This is a genomic window from Agromyces fucosus (assembly GCF_004134865.1).
Lineage (GTDB): Bacteria > Actinomycetota > Actinomycetes > Actinomycetales > Microbacteriaceae > Agromyces > Agromyces fucosus.
This window is the reverse complement of record NZ_SDPO01000001.1, coordinates 511457-529359: the sequence shown is the minus strand read 5'-3', so window position 1 is coordinate 529359 and position 17903 is coordinate 511457. Positions and strand designations below refer to the sequence as shown.

Genomic DNA, 17903 nt, shown 5'->3' with positions numbered 1-17903 from the left:
ATGGAGTGTGCAGAAGCTCCGCCTCGTCTTCGCCGGCACTCCTGCCGTCGCCGTTCCATCACTCGACCGTCTCGCAGCGAGCGGCCATCACCTCGTCGGCGTCGTCACCCGGCAGCCGGCTCCGCTCGGACGCAAGCGCGTGCTGACCCCGTCGCCCGTCGCGCAGGCGGCGACCGCGCTCGACGTGCCGCTCATCGAGGCGAACCGGCTCGATGCCGACGTGACGGCGCGGGTCGCCGCACTCGAGCCCGATCTCGGCGTCATCGTCGCCTACGGCGGCCTCGTGAGAGAACCCCTGCTCTCGACCCCCGTGCACGGCTGGATCAACCTGCACTTCTCGCTGCTTCCCGCCTGGCGCGGGGCGGCGCCCGTGCAGCACTCCCTCATCGCGGGCGACACCGTCGCCGGGGCATCCGTGTTCCAGCTCGTGCCCGAGCTCGACGCCGGCGAGGTCTTCGCCGAGCTGCGGCATCCGCTGCAGGGTCACGAGACGGCCGGTGAGCTGCTCGACGCCCTCGCGGACTCGGGCGCGGGCCTGCTCGCCGACGTGGTCGACGCCATCGCCGACGACTCGGCGCGATCGGTGCCCCAGCTCGGTGAGCCGAGTTTCGCTCCCAAGCTGTCGATCGACGACGCGCGGCTCGACTGGACGCTGCCCGCACACGAGGTGCACTCCCGATTCCGCGGCGTCACGCCCGAACCCGGCGCCTGGACGACGATCGACGAGCAGCGGGTGAAGCTCCTCGACCTCGGCGCTCCCATCGGCGACGACATCCCCGCACTCGCCCCGGGCGAGCTCGTCCCCTCGGCGCGCCGGGTGCTCATCGGCACCGGTACCACGCCGCTCGAGCTGCGCCGGGTGCAGCCGGCGGGCAGACCGGCGATGGATGCCGGAGACTGGTTGCGCGGGTCCGGACGCAGCACGGCGGTGGCTCGATGAGCGGCGGGAACGGTGGACGCGGGGGGAGCACCGGCCGTGGCGGCGCCGGCGGCTCCGGCGGCCAGCGTCGTGGTGGTGGCGGCGGGGGAGTCTCCGCTCGCTCGACGCCAGCGCGCATCGCCCCCGCGCGCATCGTCGCCGTCGAGGTGCTCGAGGCCGTGCGCGCCGACGAGGCCTATGCGAACCTGCTCCTGCCCATCCGCATCCGCCGAGCAGGCCTCGACCGCGCCGACGCCGCCTTCGCGACCGAACTCACCTACGGCACGCTCCGCATGCAGGGCTTCTACGATCGGGTGATCGAGCTCGCGGCGAACCGGCCCGCCTCCGCGATCGACCCCGCGGTGCTCGACGTCCTCCGGCTCGGGGCGCACCAGCTCCTCGCCACCCGGGTCGCCACGCACGCGGCCGTCAACGAGCAGGTCGAACTCGCCCGCCGCGTCGCCCCGAAGGCTGCCGGGTTCGCCAACGCCGTGCTCCGCACGATCTCACGCACCTCGCCCGAGGAGTGGCGCGAGCTCGTCGCCGAGGGCGCGCGCAGTGAAGACGCGCGCCTCGCGGCCGTCACGAGCCACCCCGAGTGGATCGTGCGGGCGCTTCGCACCGCCCTCGACCACGAGGGCCGCGCCGATGAGCTCGAGCAGCTGCTCCAGGCCGACAACGCCTCGCCCCGGGTGAATCTTGCGGTGCTGCCGGGCCTCGACCTCGACACCGACGCCATCGAAGGCTTCGAGCCCGACCGGTTCTCGCCGATCGGTGCCGTCGCCGCCGACCCGATCGCCACGGCCGAGCGTTCGGGCGGTCGCATCCGCGTGCAAGACGAAGGATCCCAGCTCGCCGCCCTCGCACTCAGTCGTGCCGAGCCGGTCCGCGCGGGGGAGCGCTGGCTCGACCTGTGCGCGGGTCCGGGCGGTAAAACAGCGGTGCTCGCGGCCGAGGCGCTCGCGACCGGCGCGGTGCTCACGGCGAACGAGACCGTGCCGGTTCGTGCCGAACTCGTGCGCAATGCGATCGTCGGCGTGCCGCTCGACGTCGAGGTGCACGTCGGCGACGGACGCGAGCTCGACCTCGAGGCGCTCGGTGCGCCCAGCGGGTTCGACCGCATCCTGCTCGACGCCCCGTGCACCGGACTCGGTGCGCTCCGCCGCCGGCCCGAGGCGCGCTGGCGCAAGGCCCCATCGGATGTCGCCGAGCTCACGAAGCTCCAGGGCCAGCTGTTCGACAGCGCCTTCGCGGCCCTCGCGCCCGGCGGCATCCTCGCGTACGTGACGTGCTCGCCCCACACCGGGGAGACCCACGGCACGCTCGCGGCCGCACTCCGTCGCGCGGGCGATTCGGCCGAGCAGCTCGACACGCGCTCCGTGATCGAGGCGATCTCGCGGCATCCGCTCGATCTCGCGGGTGCGCCCGCGACCGTGCAGCTCTGGCCGCACCGGCACGGCACCGACGCCATGTTCATCGCGCTCGTGCGCAAGCGGCCGGCGTGAACGGCCGCCTCGACCCTCGATAGGGTGGCTGCATGACGACGCGGATCAACCCGAGCATCCTCGCTGCCGACTTCGCGAACCTCGAGCACGAGCTCGGGCGCATCGCGAGCGCCGACCTCGTGCACGTCGACGTGATGGACAACCACTTCGTGCCGAACCTGACGTTCGGGCCGCAGATGGTGGGCCGCCTGCAAGAGGTCAGCCCGATCCCGCTCGACGTGCACCTCATGATCTCCGACGTCGATCGCTGGGCGCCCGGCTATGCCGAACTCGGCGCGTTCTCGGTCACCTTCCACGCCGAGGCCACCGACGAGCCCGTGGCGCTCGCGCGCCGGCTCCGCGAGATCGGCGCGCGCGCCGGCATCGCGCTGAAGCCCGGCACCGACGTCGAGCCGTACCTCGAGCTGCTGCCCGAGTTCGACCAGGTGCTCGTGATGACCGTCGAGCCCGGCTTCGGCGGCCAGTCGTTCATGGCCGAGACGATGCCGAAGCTCGAGCGCCTCTCGCGCGTGGTGCGAGAGACGGACCTTGACGTCTGGCTGCAGGTCGACGGCGGCATCTCGCTCGACACGATCGGCATCGCAGCAGATGCCGGGGCCGACACCTTCGTCGCCGGCTCAGCGGTCTTCGGGGCCGACGTGCCCGCCGAGCGCATCATCGCGCTTCGTGACGCCGCGATCGCGCACCGGCATTGAGCCGGGCCGGGCACCGGTAGTCTTGACGGGTGAAGACCTTCGACGAGCTGTTCATCGAGCTCGCTGACAGAGCCGCCACCCGCCCCGAGGGCTCAGGCACCGTACGCGAGCTCGACGCCGGCGTGCACGCCATCGGCAAGAAGATCGTCGAGGAGGCCGCCGAGGTGTGGATGGCCGCCGAGTACCAGAGCGACGACGAGACGGCCGAAGAGATCTCCCAGCTGCTCTACCACCTGCAGGTGCTGATGCTGGCGAAGGGGCTCTCGCCCGCCGACGTGTACCGACATCTCTGATCCCGCCCATGGCCGATCAGAACCGTCGACACGAAAGTACCGAAATGCTCCGAATCGCCGTGCCCAACAAGGGCTCGCTCGCCGAAACCGCCGCGCAGATGCTGTGGGAGGCCGGGTACACCGGTCGCCGCGACCCGCGCGACCTGCACACCGCCGACCCGCGCAACGGGGTCGAGTTCTTCTACCTCCGCCCGCGCGACATCGCGACGTACGTCGGCTCCGGCGCGCTCGACGTCGGCATCACGGGTCGCGACCTCCTGCTCGATTCCGGCTCGGATGCCTCCGAGATCGCGCCGCTCGGATTCGGCGACTCGACGTTCCGCTTCGCGGGGCCGGCGGGCGCCTTCACCGACCTCACGGGCCTCGAGGGCGTTCGGGTGGCCACGAGCTACCCGGGCCTCGTCGGCGACTTCCTCGCCGGCCACGGCGTCACTCCGGCCAAGCTCGTGAAGCTCGACGGCGCCGTCGAGTCCGCGGTACGGCTCGGCGTGGCCGACGCGGTCGCCGACGTCGTCTCGACGGGTTCGACGCTCCGCCAGGCGGGTCTCGAGATCTTCGGCCCGGTCATCCTCGACTCGACGGCCGTCCTCATCGGGTCCGGCATCGACAAGCCGGGCGCCGCGACACTGCTCCGCCGCCTCCAGGGCGTGCTCGTGGCACGCCAGTACGTGCTGCTCGACTACGACGTGCCGGTCGAGCACCTCGAGCGGGCGACGGCCGCCGCGCCCGGATTCGAGTCGCCCACGGTCTCGCCGCTGCACGATCCCGAATGGGTCGCCGTGCGCGTCATGATCCCGCGCGCCGACATGAACCACGTCATGGACGAGCTGTACGAGCTCGGCGCGAGGGCGATCCTCGTGAGCGCGATCCACGCAGCTCGGTTGTGAGGCGCGCGCATGTCTCTCGCCGTCCGTGTGATCCCGTGTCTCGACGTGGCAGCAGGCCGCGTCGTGAAGGGCGTGAACTTCCAGAACCTGCGTGACGCGGGCGATCCCGTCGAACTCGCGGCCCGCTATGCGGAGCAGGGTGCCGACGAGCTCACCTTCCTCGACGTCACCGCCACCGTCGACGACCGCTCCACGACGTACGACATGGTGCAGCGGGTCGCCGAGCAGGTCTTCATCCCGCTGACCGTGGGCGGCGGCATCCGATCGGCCGACGACGTCGCGCGCCTGCAGGGCCATGGCGCCGACAAGATCGGCGTCAACAGCGCCGCGATCGCACGCCCCGCGCTCATCGGCGAGATCGCCGACCGGTTCGGTGCGCAGGTGCTCGTACTCTCGCTCGACGTCAAGCGATCCGACCGCACGCCGTCGGGATTCGTCGTGACGACCCACGGCGGCCGAACCGAGACCGACCTCGACGCGCTCGACTGGGCACGCCGCGGCATCGAGCTCGGGGCCGGCGAGCTGCTCGTGAACTCGATCGACGCCGACGGTACGAAGGCCGGCTTCGACCTCGAGCTCACGGCGCTCATGCACGAGCTGTCGACCGTGCCGGTCATCGCCTCCGGCGGCGCCGGTGCGGTGGCCGACTTCCCGCCGGCGATCGCAGCCGGAGCCGATGCGGTGCTCGCGGCATCCGTCTTCCACAACGGCGAGCTGACCATCGGCGAGGTGAAGGCCGCGCTGGCGGCCGACGGAAGGATCGTCCGATGACCACGGAATCGACCGTCGAAGCTGCGCTCGAGCGCGCCGCCTTCAACGCCGACGGGCTGCTGCCCGCCGTCATCCAGCAGTGGGACACCGGCGAGATGCTGATGCTCGGCTGGATGGACCGCGAGGCGCTCCGGCGCACGCTGACCGAGGGGCGCGTCACGTTCTGGTCGCGGTCGCGCCAGGAGTACTGGCGCAAGGGCGACACCTCGGGGCACGCGCAGTACGTGCGCTCCGCGGCGCTCGACTGCGACGCCGACACCCTCCTCGTGCGCGTCGAGCAGATCGGCGTGGCCTGCCACACCGGCACCCGCACCTGCTTCGACGGCGACCCGATCGCCGTGACCCCCGGATTCCCGCCCGCCGACTGACGACTGACGACGAGGAGCACACGTTGGCCGACGCCACGACCACCTTCGAGGAGTTCTCCGCCCTGCTCTCGGGGCGCCGGGTCGTGCCCGTCGTGCGCGAGCTCTTCGCCGACGGCGAGACGCCGGTGGGCATCTACCGCAAGCTCGCCGGCGGACGCCCCGGCACGTTCCTGCTGGAGTCGGCCGAGCAGGGCGGCATCTGGTCGCGCTACTCGTTCGTGGGCGTCTCGTCGTACGGCGTGCTCACCGAGGCATCCGACCGCGTCGAGTGGCAGGACTACGGGCTGAGCGCCGAGCGCGCACTCGGCGACGCTGCCGAACTCGCGCCCCTCGCCGCACTCGAGGCGCTCTTCGAACGCTGGCGCACCGAAGACGTTCCGGGCGCGCCGCCCCTCACCGGCGGGCTCGTCGGGTTCATCGGCTGGGAGGCGATCCGTCAGATCGAGCGCCTGCCGAACCGCCCGCCGTCGGAGTTCCCGATGCCGGGCCAGGCGTTCGCGTTCGTCTCCGAGCTCGTCGTGATCGATCACCGCACGGGCACCGTGCAGCTCATCGCCTCGGCGCTGAACGACCGGGGCGACGCACCGGAGCAGCTCTGGCAGGGCGCGCAGGCGAGCCTCGACCGCATGCAGCAGGGCCTCGCCCAGCCGACCGAGGCGTGGCTCGCCGAGATCGACCTTGCGCGCGCCGCCGACCCGGTGCACCGCACCGAGAAGTCCGACTTCCTCGCGGCGGTCGACCGGTCGAAGGAGTACATCCGTGAGGGCGACATCTTCCAGGTCGTCATCTCGCAGCGCTTCGAGCAGGAGGCGACGGCGCATCCGATCGATGTGTACCGGGTGCTCCGCAGCCTCAACCCGAGTCCGTACATGTACCTCCTGCACCTCGAGGACACGGCGGGGGAGCCGTACTGGATCGTCGGCTCCTCGCCCGAGGCGCTCGTGAAGGTGCAGCACGGCCGCGTGTTCACGCACCCGATCGCCGGATCGAAGCCGCGTGGGGCGACCCCCGAGGCCGACGCCGACCTCGAGGCCGAGCTCATCGCCGACCCGAAGGAACAGGCCGAGCACCTCATGCTCGTCGACCTCGCCCGCAACGACCTCGCGAAGGTCTGCACCGCCGGCACGGTCGAGGTGACCGAGTTCATGCGGGTCGAGCGGTTCAGCCACATCATGCACCTCGTCTCCTCGGTCGAGGGCGACCTCGTCGGCGACGCGAACGCGATCGACGTCTTCCGCGCGACCTTCCCGGCGGGCACGTTGTCGGGCGCGCCGAAGCCGCGAGCGCTCGAGATCATCGACGAGTTGGAGCCCGCGCAGCGAGGCCTCTACGGGGGCGTCGTCGGCTACTTCGGGTTCGGCGGCGACGCCGACCTCGCGATCGCGATCCGCACCGCGACGATCTCTCGAGGCGTCGCCCGCGTGCAGGCGGGCGGCGGCCTCGTGGCTGACTCCGACCCCGAGTCCGAATACCAGGAGTCCCGCAACAAGGCCGCGGCGCCCCTGCGTGCGGTCGCCGTGGCGAACGCGATGCGCCGGGTGGAGTCGTGAATCCGGCCCGCATGAAGCTGCCCGTGATCGTCGCCACGGTCGTGGGGGCCGGCCTCGTGCTGCTCTCGTGGAGCCAGACCTGGTTCGAGCTCCTCATCGAGGCGAGCACGACCGGCGGCACCGGCGAACCGATCGACGTCACGGGCAGCGTCGCGTCCCCGGCCCTCGCAGCCCTCGGCCTCGCCGGCCTCGCGCTCGTGGCCGCCCTCGCGATCGCAGGTCCCGGCATCCGCGTCGTGCTCGGCGTGCTCGAGGTGCTCCTCGGCGGCTGCGTGCTGCTCGCAGCCGTCCTGTCGCTGGCCGACCCCATTGCTTCGGTGTCACCTGCCGTGACGGATGCCACGGGCGTCGCCGGCGCCGCACCGACCGCCGAGCTCGTGGCATCCGTCTCCGCGACGGTCTGGCCGGTGCTGGCGATCGTCGGCGGGGCCCTGCTCGTGCTGGCAGGCATCGCCGTGCTCGTGACCGGCACCCGCTGGCCCGCCTCCTCGCGGCGGTACAGCGATTCCCGCATGGCCGCCGACGACGCTGCCGTGACGCCCGTCGAACGCCCGGCCTCCGACCGCGCCATCGACGACTGGGACGGCCTCAGCCGGGGCGACGACCCGACCGACGAAACAACCGAACGTCACGACGACCGCTAGACTGGCCGACGAAAACCCCAGCACGAAGGAGCATCATGAGCATTGAGACCGCAGATCCCGGCCACGGACACTCGCCCGCGGCATGGACCGCCGTCACGATCATGCTCATCGCATTCACGATCGGCACGGTCGCCTTCTTCTTCGACGCGCAGTGGCTGGTCTGGGCGTCGGCAGGTCTCCTCGTCGTCGGCATGATCGTCGGCTGGGTGCTCGCGCGCGCCGGCTACGGTGTCGGCGGCTCGAAGGTCGCCGAAAAGGCGCACTAGTGCTCGCCGAGCTGACGGCGAACGCGGTCGCCGACGCTGTGGCGCGCCGCGAGAGCGCACCGCTCGCAGCCGTCGAAGCCGCGGCGCTCGCGCGCCCGGCGGCACTCGACGCACTCGAGGCGCTCCGCCCTGCCGCCCACGTCAAGGTCATCGCCGAGATCAAGCGCTCGAGCCCTTCACGGGGTTCGCTCGCGACGATCAGCGATCCGGCCGCCCTCGCTCGTCAGTACGAGCTCGGCGGCGCGAGTGCCATCAGCGTGCTCACCGAGGGCCGCAAGTTCGGCGGGTCGCTCGCCGACCTCGAGACCGTGCGTGCGGCCGTCTCGTTGCCCGTGCTGCGCAAGGACTTCATCGCGACGCCCTACCAGGTGTTCGAAGCACGCGCGGCAGGCGCCGACCTCGTGCTGCTCATCGTGGCCGCGCTCGACGACCAGACGCTCCGCGAGCTCCACGACCTCATCATCGAGCTCGGCATGACGCCACTCGTCGAGACGCACTCGGCCGACGAACTCGAGCGCGCGGCCGCGCTCGGCGCGCGCCTCATCGGCGTGAACGCCCGCGACCTCTCGACCTTCGAACTCGACCGCGACCTCTTCGGTCGTCTCGCGCCGCGATTCCCCGAGGGCGCGATCCGCGTCGCGGAGTCCGCCGTGCTGTCGGCGACGGATGTCGCGCACTACCGCTCCTCGGGCGCCGACGTCGTCCTCGTCGGCGAGGCGCTCGTCACGGGCGGCGACCCGATTGCCAACCTCTCAGCTTTCCTGGCGGTGTGACATGGCGCTCAGAGCGCAGACCGGTCCCTACTTCGGCGACTTCGGCGGGCGCTTCGTGCCCGAGTCCCTCGTCGCCGCCCTCGACGAGCTCGGCGAGGCCTACGATCTCGCGAAGCTCGATCCGGCGTTCGGCGAAGAGCTCGCGGAACTCGGCCGCAGCTACACGGGCCGACCGTCGATCATCACCGAGGTGCCGCGATTCGCCGCGCACGCCGGCGGTGCACGGGTCATCCTGAAGCGCGAAGACCTGAACCACACGGGCTCGCACAAGATCAACAACGTGCTCGGCCAGGCGCTGCTGACGAAGCGCATCGGCAAGACCCGCGTGATTGCCGAGACCGGCGCCGGCCAGCACGGCGTCGCCACGGCGACGGCGGCTGCGCTCTTCGGGCTCGACTGCGTGATCTACATGGGTGAGGTCGACACCGAGCGTCAGGCGCTGAACGTCGCGCGCATGCGGCTCCTCGGTGCAGAGGTCATCGCCGTGACGGCGGGCTCGCGCACGCTGAAAGACGCGATCAACGAGGCCATGCGCGACTGGGTCACCAACGTCGAGACCACGAACTACATCTTCGGCACGGTCGCGGGTCCGCACCCGTTCCCCGAGATGGTGCGCGACTTCCAGAAGATCATCGGCGAAGAGGCCCGCCAGCAGGTCATCGACCTCACGGGCGGGCTGCCGACCGCGGTCGCGGCCTGCGTCGGCGGCGGATCCAACGCGATCGGCATCTTCCACGCCTTCCTCGACGACGAGGGCGTCGCCCTCTACGGGTTCGAGGCCGGCGGCGAGGGAGCCGAGACCGAACGGCATGCCGCGACCATCACCAAGGGGCGCCCCGGCGTGCTCCACGGGGCGCGCAGCTACCTGCTGCAGGACGAGGACGGCCAGACCATCGAGTCGCACTCGATCTCGGCCGGGCTCGACTACCCGGGCGTCGGCCCCGAGCACTCGTGGCTCGCCGCGCTCGGCCGCGCGAACTACCGACCCGTGACCGATGACGCGGCGATGCAGGCGCTCCGCCTCCTCACCCGAACCGAGGGCATCATCCCGGCGATCGAGTCGGCGCACGCCCTCGCGGGTGCGCTGGAGCTCGGCCGCGAACTCGGGCCAGAGGCCACGATCCTCGTGAACCTCTCGGGTCGCGGCGACAAGGACATGGACACGGCTGCTCACTACTTCGAGCTCTACGACCGGGAGAACGCCCGATGAACACGGTCGGTTCCGTCATCCGCCGTCGCAACGACGAAGCGTCCGGCGCGCTCATCGGCTACCTGCCGGTCGGCTTCCCGACGTTCGACGAGAGCGTCGAGGCTGCGGTGGCGATGGTCGAGAACGGCGTCGACATCCTCGAGCTCGGCCTGCCGTACTCCGACCCCGTCATGGACGGCCCGGTCATCCAGGCGGCCACGCAGCAGGCGCTCGCGAACGGCTTCCGTCTCTCCGACGGTTTCGAGGCCGTGCGACGCATCACCGAACGGGTGGATGCCCCGGTGCTGATCATGACCTATTGGAATCCCGTCGTGCAGTACGGCGTCGACCGGTTCGCCGACGACCTCGTGGCGGCCGGGGGAGCGGGCCTCATCACGCCCGACCTCATCCCCGACGAGGGCGCCGCGTGGATCGCGGCATCCGAGCGCACCGGTCTCGACCGGGTCTTCCTCGCCGCGCCGACCTCGACGGACGCCCGAATCCGGCAGGTCATCGACGCGAGCCGCGGCTTCGTCTACGCCGTCTCGACCATGGGCATCACGGGCGCCCGCAGCGACGTCGACCGGGCCGCTCGCACACTCGTCGAGCGGTTGAGCGCTGCAGGGGCCCCGGCCAGCTGCGTCGGCGTCGGCATCTCGACGGCCGCCCAGGTCGCCGAGGTGCTCGCGTACGCCGAGGGCGCGATCGTCGGGTCGGCGCTCGTGAATGCACTCGCCACCGGCGGCGTTGCCGCGGTGGGCGAGCTCGCGGCCGAACTCGCGCGCGGCACGCGCGCCTGAGTGAAGTACGCTCATTGAGGCCGTCAGCGGCCGAAGAAACTGAGGAAAGGCAGCAGCCGGCGTGATCGCACCGTTCAGCATTCCGAGCCCCGACCCCGCGTGGCGCGCCCTCGAGATCCCGCTTCCGTGGGGTGGCGAGCTGACGATCCAGACGTACGCGCTCTGCATCCTCGTCGGCATCGTCCTCGCCGTCATCATCACTTCGCGCCGGCTCACGAAGCGAGGCGCCGAGCCCGGCATCGTGCTCGACATCGCCCTGTGGGCGGTGCCGCTCGGCATCATCGGCGCTCGGTTCTACCACGTGTTCACGCACCCCGACGACTACTTCTACGCGGGCGCCAACGTCTGGAACCCGTTCCAGCCGGGTGCGATCTGGAACATCTGGGAGGGCGGCAACGCGATCTACGGCGCTCTCCTCGGCGGCGCCGTCGGTGTGATCATCGGCTGCCGGTTCACGGGCATCCGCTTCTGGTCGTTCGCCGACGCCCTCGCGCCCGGACTCCTCGTCGCGCAGGCGGTCGGCCGCCTCGGCAACTGGTTCAACCACGAGCTCTTCGGCTCGCCCACCGACCTGCCGTGGGGTCTCGAGATCTCCTCCGACAACCCGGCCTTCCCGGCCGGCCTCGTCGACGGCACACTCTTCCACCCGACGTTCCTCTACGAGCTCGTCTGGAACCTCCTCGGAGCCGCCGCGATCGTCCTGCTCGAGCGTCGCTTCAACCTGCGCTGGGGCAAGGCGTTCGGCGTCTACCTCATCTGGTACGGCGCCGGCCGTGCATTCTTCGAGTCGATCCGACTCGACCCGAGCGAGATGTTCTTCGGCATCCGGGTCAACGTCTGGGCCTCGCTCGCGGCGGTCGTGCTGGGAATCGTGCTGATCCTCGTGCAGCGTCGCCGGCACACCGGCGACGAGGCGAGCCCGTACGTGCCGGGACGTGAATGGAGTGCGCCCAATGCTGAGGTAGACTCCGAAGACATCGAGTCCGACTCCGACTCTCTCGACGATGATGTCGAGGGTGAGAGCGAAACGGGCGTGACGGCGGCCACAAGCCCGAGCCGATCCACCTCAGCGTAAAGCGCCCACGTAGAACGCTTCTCCGAACCGACGCCGCACCACGCGTCGCGACATCTCCCTGATGGGCCGACGACGTCCCCCGCTGCACACTTAGTTGATGAGGACGGTTCACGTGTCGCTCACCCCACCCTTCTCGAGGTTCGGTACCGTACCGGCTGCCCAGGGCATGTACGACCCTGCCGCCGAGAAAGACGCCTGCGGCCTCGCGATGGTCGCCACGCTCCGTGGCACCGCCGGACACGACATCATCACGGCGGCGCTCGATGCGCTCCGCAACCTCGAGCACCGAGGCGCGGTCGGCTCCGATGCCGGCACCGGTGACGGCGCGGGCATCGTCACGCAGGTTCCCGACGCCTTCCTCCGCGCCGTGACCGCGTTCGGGCTTCCCGACGCCGGCGCCTACGCGGTCGGCAACGCCTTCCTCCCGGTCGACCCCACCGCGCGCAGCCGGATCAAGCAGGCACTCGTCGGGCTCGCGGCATCCGAAGGCCTGTCCGTCATCGGATGGCGCGAGGTGCCGGTCCGTCCCGACGAACTCGGCTCGCTCGCTCGTGCGGCCATGCCGGTGGTGCAGCAGCTCTTCGTGCAGGCGGTCGCCACCTCGTCGACCGGCGCGACCGTGTCGGGCATCGACCTCGACCGGCTGACGTTCCGGCTGCGCAAGCGCGCCGAGCGCGAGCTCGAGCTGTACTTCGCCTCGCTGTCGAGTCGCACCATCGTCTACAAGGGCATGGTCACGACGCTGCAGCTCGAGCCGTTCTACCCCGACCTCTCCGACGAGCGCTTCGCGTCGAAGCTCGCGCTCGTGCACTCGCGGTACTCGACGAACACGTTCCCGTCGTGGCCGCTCGCCCAGCCGTTCCGCATGATCGCCCACAACGGCGAGATCAACACGATCCAGGGCAACCGCAACTGGATGCGTGCGCGCCAGTCGCAGCTCGAGTCCGAGGTGCTCGGCGACCTCGCGCCGCTCCGGCCGATCGTGACCCCCGGCGCGAGCGACTCCGCCTCGTTCGACGAGGTCGTCGAGCTGCTGACGCTCGCGGGCCGCAGCCTCCCGCACGCCGTCATGATGATGGTGCCCGAGGCCTGGGAGAACCAGACCGAGATCGCACCCGAGCGCCGCGCGTTCTACGAGTACCACTCGATGCTCATGGAGCCGTGGGACGGCCCGGCGGCCATCGTCTTCACCGACGGCTCGCTCGTCGGCGCGACGCTCGACCGCAACGGGCTGCGCCCCGGCCGCTACGTCGTGACCGACGACGGCCTCGTCGTGCTCGCGAGCGAGATCGGCGTGCTCGACATCGAGCAGAGCCGGATCGTGCGCAAGGGCCGGCTGCAGCCGGGTCGCATGTTCCTCGTCGACACCGAGGCGGGTCGCCTCATCGAAGACGACGAGATCAAGGCCGAACTCGCCGCTGCCGAGCCGTGGGGCGACTGGCTCGAGCAGGGTCGCATCCAGCTCGCCGAGCTGCCCGAACGCGAGCACATCGTGCACCCGCCGGCATCTGTGAACCGTCGTCAGCGCACCTTCGGCTACACCGAGGAAGAGGTGAAGATCCTGCTCGCGCCGATGGCGCGCACCGGGCAGGAGCCGCTCGGCGCCATGGGCTCCGACACGCCGATCGCGGTGCTGTCGAAGCGTCCGCGCCTGCTCTTCGACTACTTCACACAGCAGTTCGCGCAGGTGACGAACCCGCCGCTCGACTCGATCCGCGAAGCGGTCGTGACCTCGCTCGGCACCTCGCTCGGCCCCGAGCGCAACCTCCTCGACGCGGGGCCCGAGCACGCACGTCAGGTCGCGCTGACCTTCCCGGTGATCGACAACGACGAGCTCGCGAAGATCGTGCACATCGACCCGGCGCCGGGTGCGCGCACGACGGTCACGATCCGCGGCCTCTACCGCTTCGACGAGGGCCCCGAGGCACTCCGCAACCGCATCGCCGCCATCTGCGGCGAGGTCGACCAGGCCATCGCCGACGGCGCGGCATTCATCGTGCTGAGCGACCGCGACTCGAACAAAGACCTGGCGCCCATCCCGTCGCTCCTCATGCTCTCCGCGGTGCACCACCACCTCATCCGCTCCGAGAACCGCATGAAGGTCGGGCTCGTGGTCGAGGCCGGCGACGTGCGCGAGGTGCACCAGGTCGCCCTGCTCATCGGCTACGGGGCATCCGCTGTGAACCCGTACCTCGCCATGGAGACGTGCGAAGACCTCGTACGGTCCGGTGTCATCACGGGCGTCACGCCCGAAGACGCGGTGCACAACGTCATCAAGGCGCTCGGCAAGGGCGTGCTGAAGATCATGTCGAAGATGGGCATCTCGACGATCTCGTCGTACGCGGGGGCCCAGGCCTTCGAGGCGATCGGGCTCGACCAGGGCTTCATCGACGAGTTCTTCACCGGCACGACCTCGAAGCTCGGCGGTGTCGGCATCGACACGATCGCGTCCGAGAACCTCGACCGGCACACGCAGGCCTACCCGCAGGATGTCGCGGTGCGCGCCCACGAGCGCCTCGCGACCGGCGGCGAGTACCAGTGGCGCCGCGACGGCTCGCCGCACCTCTTCAACCCCGAGACGGTGTTCCGTCTGCAGCACGCGACGCGCAATCGCCGCTACGACGTCTTCCGCGAGTACACCTCGCTCGTCGACTCGCAGGCTGAAGACCTCATGACCCTGCGGGGAATGTTCGCGCTCCGCACGGGCACGCGCCCAGCGGTGCCGATCGACGAGGTCGAGTCCGTCGAGTCGATCGTCAAGCGATTCTCGACCGGGGCGATGAGCTACGGCTCGATCTCGAAGGAGGCGCACGAGTCGCTCGCGATCGCGATGAACCGCCTCGGCGCGAAGTCCAACACGGGCGAGGGCGGCGAAGATCTCGACCGCCTGCTCGACCCAGAGCGGCGCAGCGCGATCAAGCAGGTCGCCTCGGGCCGCTTCGGCGTCACGAGCATGTACCTGACCCACGCCGAAGACATCCAGATCAAGCTCGCCCAGGGTGCCAAGCCCGGCGAGGGCGGCCAGCTGCCGCCCACGAAGGTGTACCCGTGGGTCGCCCGCACTCGGCATGCCACCGCCGGCGTCGGCCTCATCTCGCCGCCGCCGCACCACGACATCTACTCGATCGAAGACCTGAAGCAGCTCATCTTCGACCTGAAGCGCGCGAACCCGAAGGCACGGGTGCACGTGAAGCTCGTGAGCCAGTCGGGTATCGGCGCGGTCGCCGCCGGCACCGCCAAGGCCCTCGCCGACGTCATCCTCGTCTCGGGTCACGACGGCGGCACCGGCGCGAGCCCGCTCAACTCGCTGAAGCACGCGGGCACGCCCTGGGAGCTCGGCCTGGCCGAGACCCAGCAGACGCTCATGCTGAACGGCATGCGCGACCGCGTCGTCGTGCAGGTCGACGGCCAGCTGAAGACCGGCCGTGACGTCGTGATCGGCGCGCTGCTCGGCGCAGAGGAGTTCGGTTTCGCCACGGCGCCGCTCGTCGTGCAGGGCTGCGTCATGATGCGGGTCTGCCACCTCGACACGTGCCCTGTCGGCGTCGCGACGCAGAACCCCGAGCTCCGCAAGCGCTTCACCGGCAAGCCAGAGTTCGTCGTCAACTTCTTCGAGTTCATCGCCCAAGAGGTGCGCGAGTACCTCGCCGAGCTCGGCTACCGCTCGATCGACGAGATCGTCGGCCGTCGCGAACTGCTCGACATCGACCGCGCGCTCGACCACTGGAAGGCGTCGGGCCTCGACCTCACGCCGATGCTCGTCGGACCCGACTTCTCCGAATCCGAAGCGCGTCGCAACATCCGCGGCCAGGACCACGAGCTCGACGAGCACTTCGACAACGAGCTCATCCGGCGCAGCCGGCTCGTGCTCGAGCAGGGCGGCAACGTCGAGATCGCGCTGCCGATCCGCAACACCGAGCGGGCCGTCGGCACCATGCTCGGCCACGAGGTCACCGTGCGGCGGGGCGAGCACGGCCTGCCGAACGGCTCGATCGACATCACGCTCACGGGCTCGGCCGGCCAGTCCCTCGGCGCGTTCCTCCCCGCGGGCATCACGCTCCGTCTCGAGGGCGACTCGAACGACTACGTGGGCAAGGGACTCTCGGGCGGACAGATCGTGGTCCGTCCGTCGCGCGACAGCGGCTTCGTCGCCGAGCGCAACGTGATCGCCGGCAACGTCATCGGCTACGGCGCCACGCAGGGCAGCATGTTCATCCGCGGCATCGTGGGCGAACGCTTCCTGGTGCGCAACTCCGGAGCCACCGCGGTCGTCGAGGGCGTGGGCGACCACGCGCTCGAGTACATGACCGGCGGCCTCGCGCTCATCCTCGGCGAGACCGGCCGAAACCTCGGTGCAGGCATGTCGGGCGGCACCGCCTATGTGCTGGGCCTCCGCGAAGAACGTGTGAACCGCGAATCGTTGACGACCGGAGAGCTCGAGCTGCACCCGCTCGGCAGCGCCGATCGCGAGATCGTGCGCGACCTGCTCGAACAGCACGTCGCGAACACCGACTCCGCGGTCGCCGCCTCGCTCCTCGCCGCCGGCGACGAGGCGTTCGACCGCTTCACCAAGGTGCTGCCGCGCGACTACGCCGCAGTGCTCCGAACCCGCCAGAGCGCGGTCGACGAAGGGCTCGACCCCGACGGCGACGTGGTCTGGACGCGAATCCTGGAAGTGACCAATGGCTGACCCGAAGGGCTTTCTGAAGGTCACCGAGCGAGAGCTGCCCAAGCGGCGGCCCGTTCCGGTGCGGATCATGGACTTCAAAGAGGTCTACGAGCAGGGCGACCCGGCGCAGCTCCGGCGACAGGCCGGCCGCTGCATGGACTGCGGCGTGCCGTTCTGCCATCAGGGCTGCCCCCTCGGCAACCTGATCCCCGAGTGGAACGACCTCATGTACCGCGGCGAGGGCCGCGCAGCGTCCGAGCGCCTCCACGCCACGAACAACTTCCCCGAGTTCACGGGTCGGCTCTGCCCGGCACCGTGCGAGTCGGCCTGCGTGCTCGGCATCAACCAGCCCGCCGTGACGATCAAGCAGGTCGAGGTCTCGATCATCGACGAGGCGTTCGGCAACGGCTGGGTCCAGCCGCAGCCGCCGGGTCGCCTGACCGGCAAGACGGTCGCCGTCGTCGGTTCCGGCCCCGCCGGCCTCGCGGCAGCGCAGCAGCTCACGCGCGCCGGGCACACGGTCGCCGTCTTCGAGCGCGACGACCGCATCGGCGGTCTCCTGCGGTACGGGATCCCCGACTTCAAGATGGAGAAGAAGCACCTCGACCTGCGGCTCGCGCAGATGACCGCCGAGGGCACCCGGTTCCGTGCCGGCGTGAACATCGGCGTCGACATCACGTGGGCGCAGTTGCGCGAGCGCTACGACGCCGTCGTGGTGGCCACCGGAGCGATCGTTCCGCGCGACCTGCCGATTCCCGGCCGCGACCTGCCCGGTGTGCACTTCGCCATGGACTACCTCGTGCAGTCGAACCGCCACCTCGCCGGCGACCAGGTCTTCGACCAGATCACGGCCGAGGGCAAGCACGTCGTCGTCCTCGGCGGCGGTGACACCGGTGCCGACTGCATCGGCACGGCGCACCGCCAGGGCGCGCTGTCGGTCACGAACCTCGCGATCGGCAAGGAGCCGAGCGCGAGCCGGCCCGAGCACCAGCCGTGGCCGATGCACCCGACCCTGTTCGAGGTGCAGAGCGCCCACGAAGAGGGCGGCAACCGCCAGTTCCTCGCCTCGACGGTCGAGTTCCTCTCGAACGACGTCGGCGAGGTGCGCGCCATCCGCGTCGCCGAGACCGAGTACCTCGACGGCCGCCGCGTGCCGAAGGCTGGCACCGAACGGGAGATCCCGGCCGACCTCGTGCTCCTCGCACTCGGGTTCACCGGACCCGAGACCGCCGCGCTCGACGACCAGCTTCAGCTGTCCGTCACCGATCGCGGCAACCTGGCACGCGAGGCCGACTACGCGACCGCGCAGCCGGGCGTCTTCGTCGCCGGCGACGCCGGCCGCGGGCAGTCGCTCATCGTCTGGGCGATCGCAGAGGGGCGAGCTGCGGCATCCGCCGTCGACCGCTACCTTGAAGGCGAGACCCTGCTGCCGTCGCCGATCGCCTCGACGGCACGCGCCTTCTCCATCTGACCACTGCGCGCCGCATGGCGCGCTTCGA

The 17903-nt window shown here is 70.6% G+C and carries 16 protein-coding genes; all 16 read left to right on the top strand.

Features of this window, described 5'->3' with window-relative positions:
* The first annotated feature begins 7 nt into the window (after positions 1-7).
* Positions 8-940: a methionyl-tRNA formyltransferase gene (gene fmt / locus ESP57_RS02485; RefSeq protein WP_129230451.1), complete on the top strand. Its 933-nt coding sequence runs from the start codon at positions 8-10 to the stop codon at positions 938-940.
* Entirely contained in the window at positions 937-2424 is a 1488-nt protein-coding gene (locus tag ESP57_RS02480; RefSeq protein WP_129230450.1) for an RsmB/NOP family class I SAM-dependent RNA methyltransferase, read from the top strand. The genes fmt and ESP57_RS02480 overlap by 4 nt, the downstream gene beginning before the upstream one ends.
* 32 nt (positions 2425-2456) lie before the next feature.
* The gene (rpe, locus tag ESP57_RS02475; protein WP_115957780.1) at positions 2457-3119 is read left to right on the top strand and encodes a ribulose-phosphate 3-epimerase; all 663 of its coding nucleotides are present in this window, start codon (positions 2457-2459) and stop codon (positions 3117-3119) included.
* Positions 3120-3148: 29 nt separating this feature from the next.
* A complete protein-coding gene (locus ESP57_RS02470; RefSeq protein WP_056650691.1) occupies positions 3149-3412 on the top strand; it encodes a phosphoribosyl-ATP diphosphatase in 264 nt (87 codons plus the stop codon).
* 44 nt (positions 3413-3456) lie between these two features.
* Complete coding sequence (gene hisG / locus ESP57_RS02465) at positions 3457-4299, top strand: ATP phosphoribosyltransferase (RefSeq protein WP_056009274.1); 843 nt, start codon at positions 3457-3459, stop codon at positions 4297-4299.
* A gap of 9 nt (positions 4300-4308) precedes the next feature.
* Positions 4309-5070 (top strand): imidazole glycerol phosphate synthase subunit HisF, encoded by a 762-nt coding sequence (gene hisF / locus ESP57_RS02460; protein ID WP_129230449.1) that lies wholly within the window; start codon positions 4309-4311, stop codon positions 5068-5070.
* A complete protein-coding gene (gene hisI, locus ESP57_RS02455; protein WP_056009270.1) occupies positions 5067-5438 on the top strand; it encodes a phosphoribosyl-AMP cyclohydrolase in 372 nt (123 codons plus the stop codon). Before hisF ends, hisI begins: the two co-directional genes overlap by 4 nt.
* Before the next feature lie 23 nt (positions 5439-5461).
* Entirely contained in the window at positions 5462-6988 is a 1527-nt protein-coding gene (locus tag ESP57_RS02450; protein WP_129230448.1) for an anthranilate synthase component I, read from the top strand.
* Positions 6989-6999: 11 nt separating this feature from the next.
* Complete coding sequence (locus ESP57_RS02445; protein WP_129230447.1) at positions 7000-7632, top strand: Trp biosynthesis-associated membrane protein; 633 nt, start codon at positions 7000-7002, stop codon at positions 7630-7632.
* Positions 7633-7667: 35 nt separating this feature from the next.
* Entirely contained in the window at positions 7668-7898 is a 231-nt protein-coding gene (locus ESP57_RS02440) for a DUF6704 family protein (protein ID WP_056009264.1), read from the top strand.
* On the top strand, positions 7898-8671 hold the full coding sequence (trpC, locus tag ESP57_RS02435; protein ID WP_129230446.1) for an indole-3-glycerol phosphate synthase TrpC: 774 nt from the start codon (positions 7898-7900) through the stop codon (positions 8669-8671). Before ESP57_RS02440 ends, trpC begins: the two co-directional genes overlap by 1 nt.
* A 1-nt stretch (position 8672) precedes the next feature.
* The gene (gene trpB, locus ESP57_RS02430) at positions 8673-9881 is read left to right on the top strand and encodes a tryptophan synthase subunit beta (protein WP_129230445.1); all 1209 of its coding nucleotides are present in this window, start codon (positions 8673-8675) and stop codon (positions 9879-9881) included.
* Positions 9878-10660, top strand: a complete 783-nt coding sequence (gene trpA / locus ESP57_RS02425) for a tryptophan synthase subunit alpha (protein ID WP_129230444.1) — start codon at positions 9878-9880, stop codon at positions 10658-10660. Before trpB ends, trpA begins: the two co-directional genes overlap by 4 nt.
* Before the next feature lie 61 nt (positions 10661-10721).
* Positions 10722-11735: a prolipoprotein diacylglyceryl transferase gene (gene lgt, locus ESP57_RS02420; RefSeq protein ID WP_424219112.1), complete on the top strand. Its 1014-nt coding sequence runs from the start codon at positions 10722-10724 to the stop codon at positions 11733-11735.
* A 97-nt stretch (positions 11736-11832) separates the two neighbouring features.
* Entirely contained in the window at positions 11833-16425 is a 4593-nt protein-coding gene (gene gltB, locus ESP57_RS02415) for a glutamate synthase large subunit (protein WP_129230443.1), read from the top strand.
* On the top strand, positions 16418-17875 hold the full coding sequence (locus tag ESP57_RS02410; RefSeq protein ID WP_129230442.1) for a glutamate synthase subunit beta: 1458 nt from the start codon (positions 16418-16420) through the stop codon (positions 17873-17875). The genes gltB and ESP57_RS02410 overlap by 8 nt, the downstream gene beginning before the upstream one ends.
* Positions 17876-17903 lie beyond the last annotated feature (28 nt).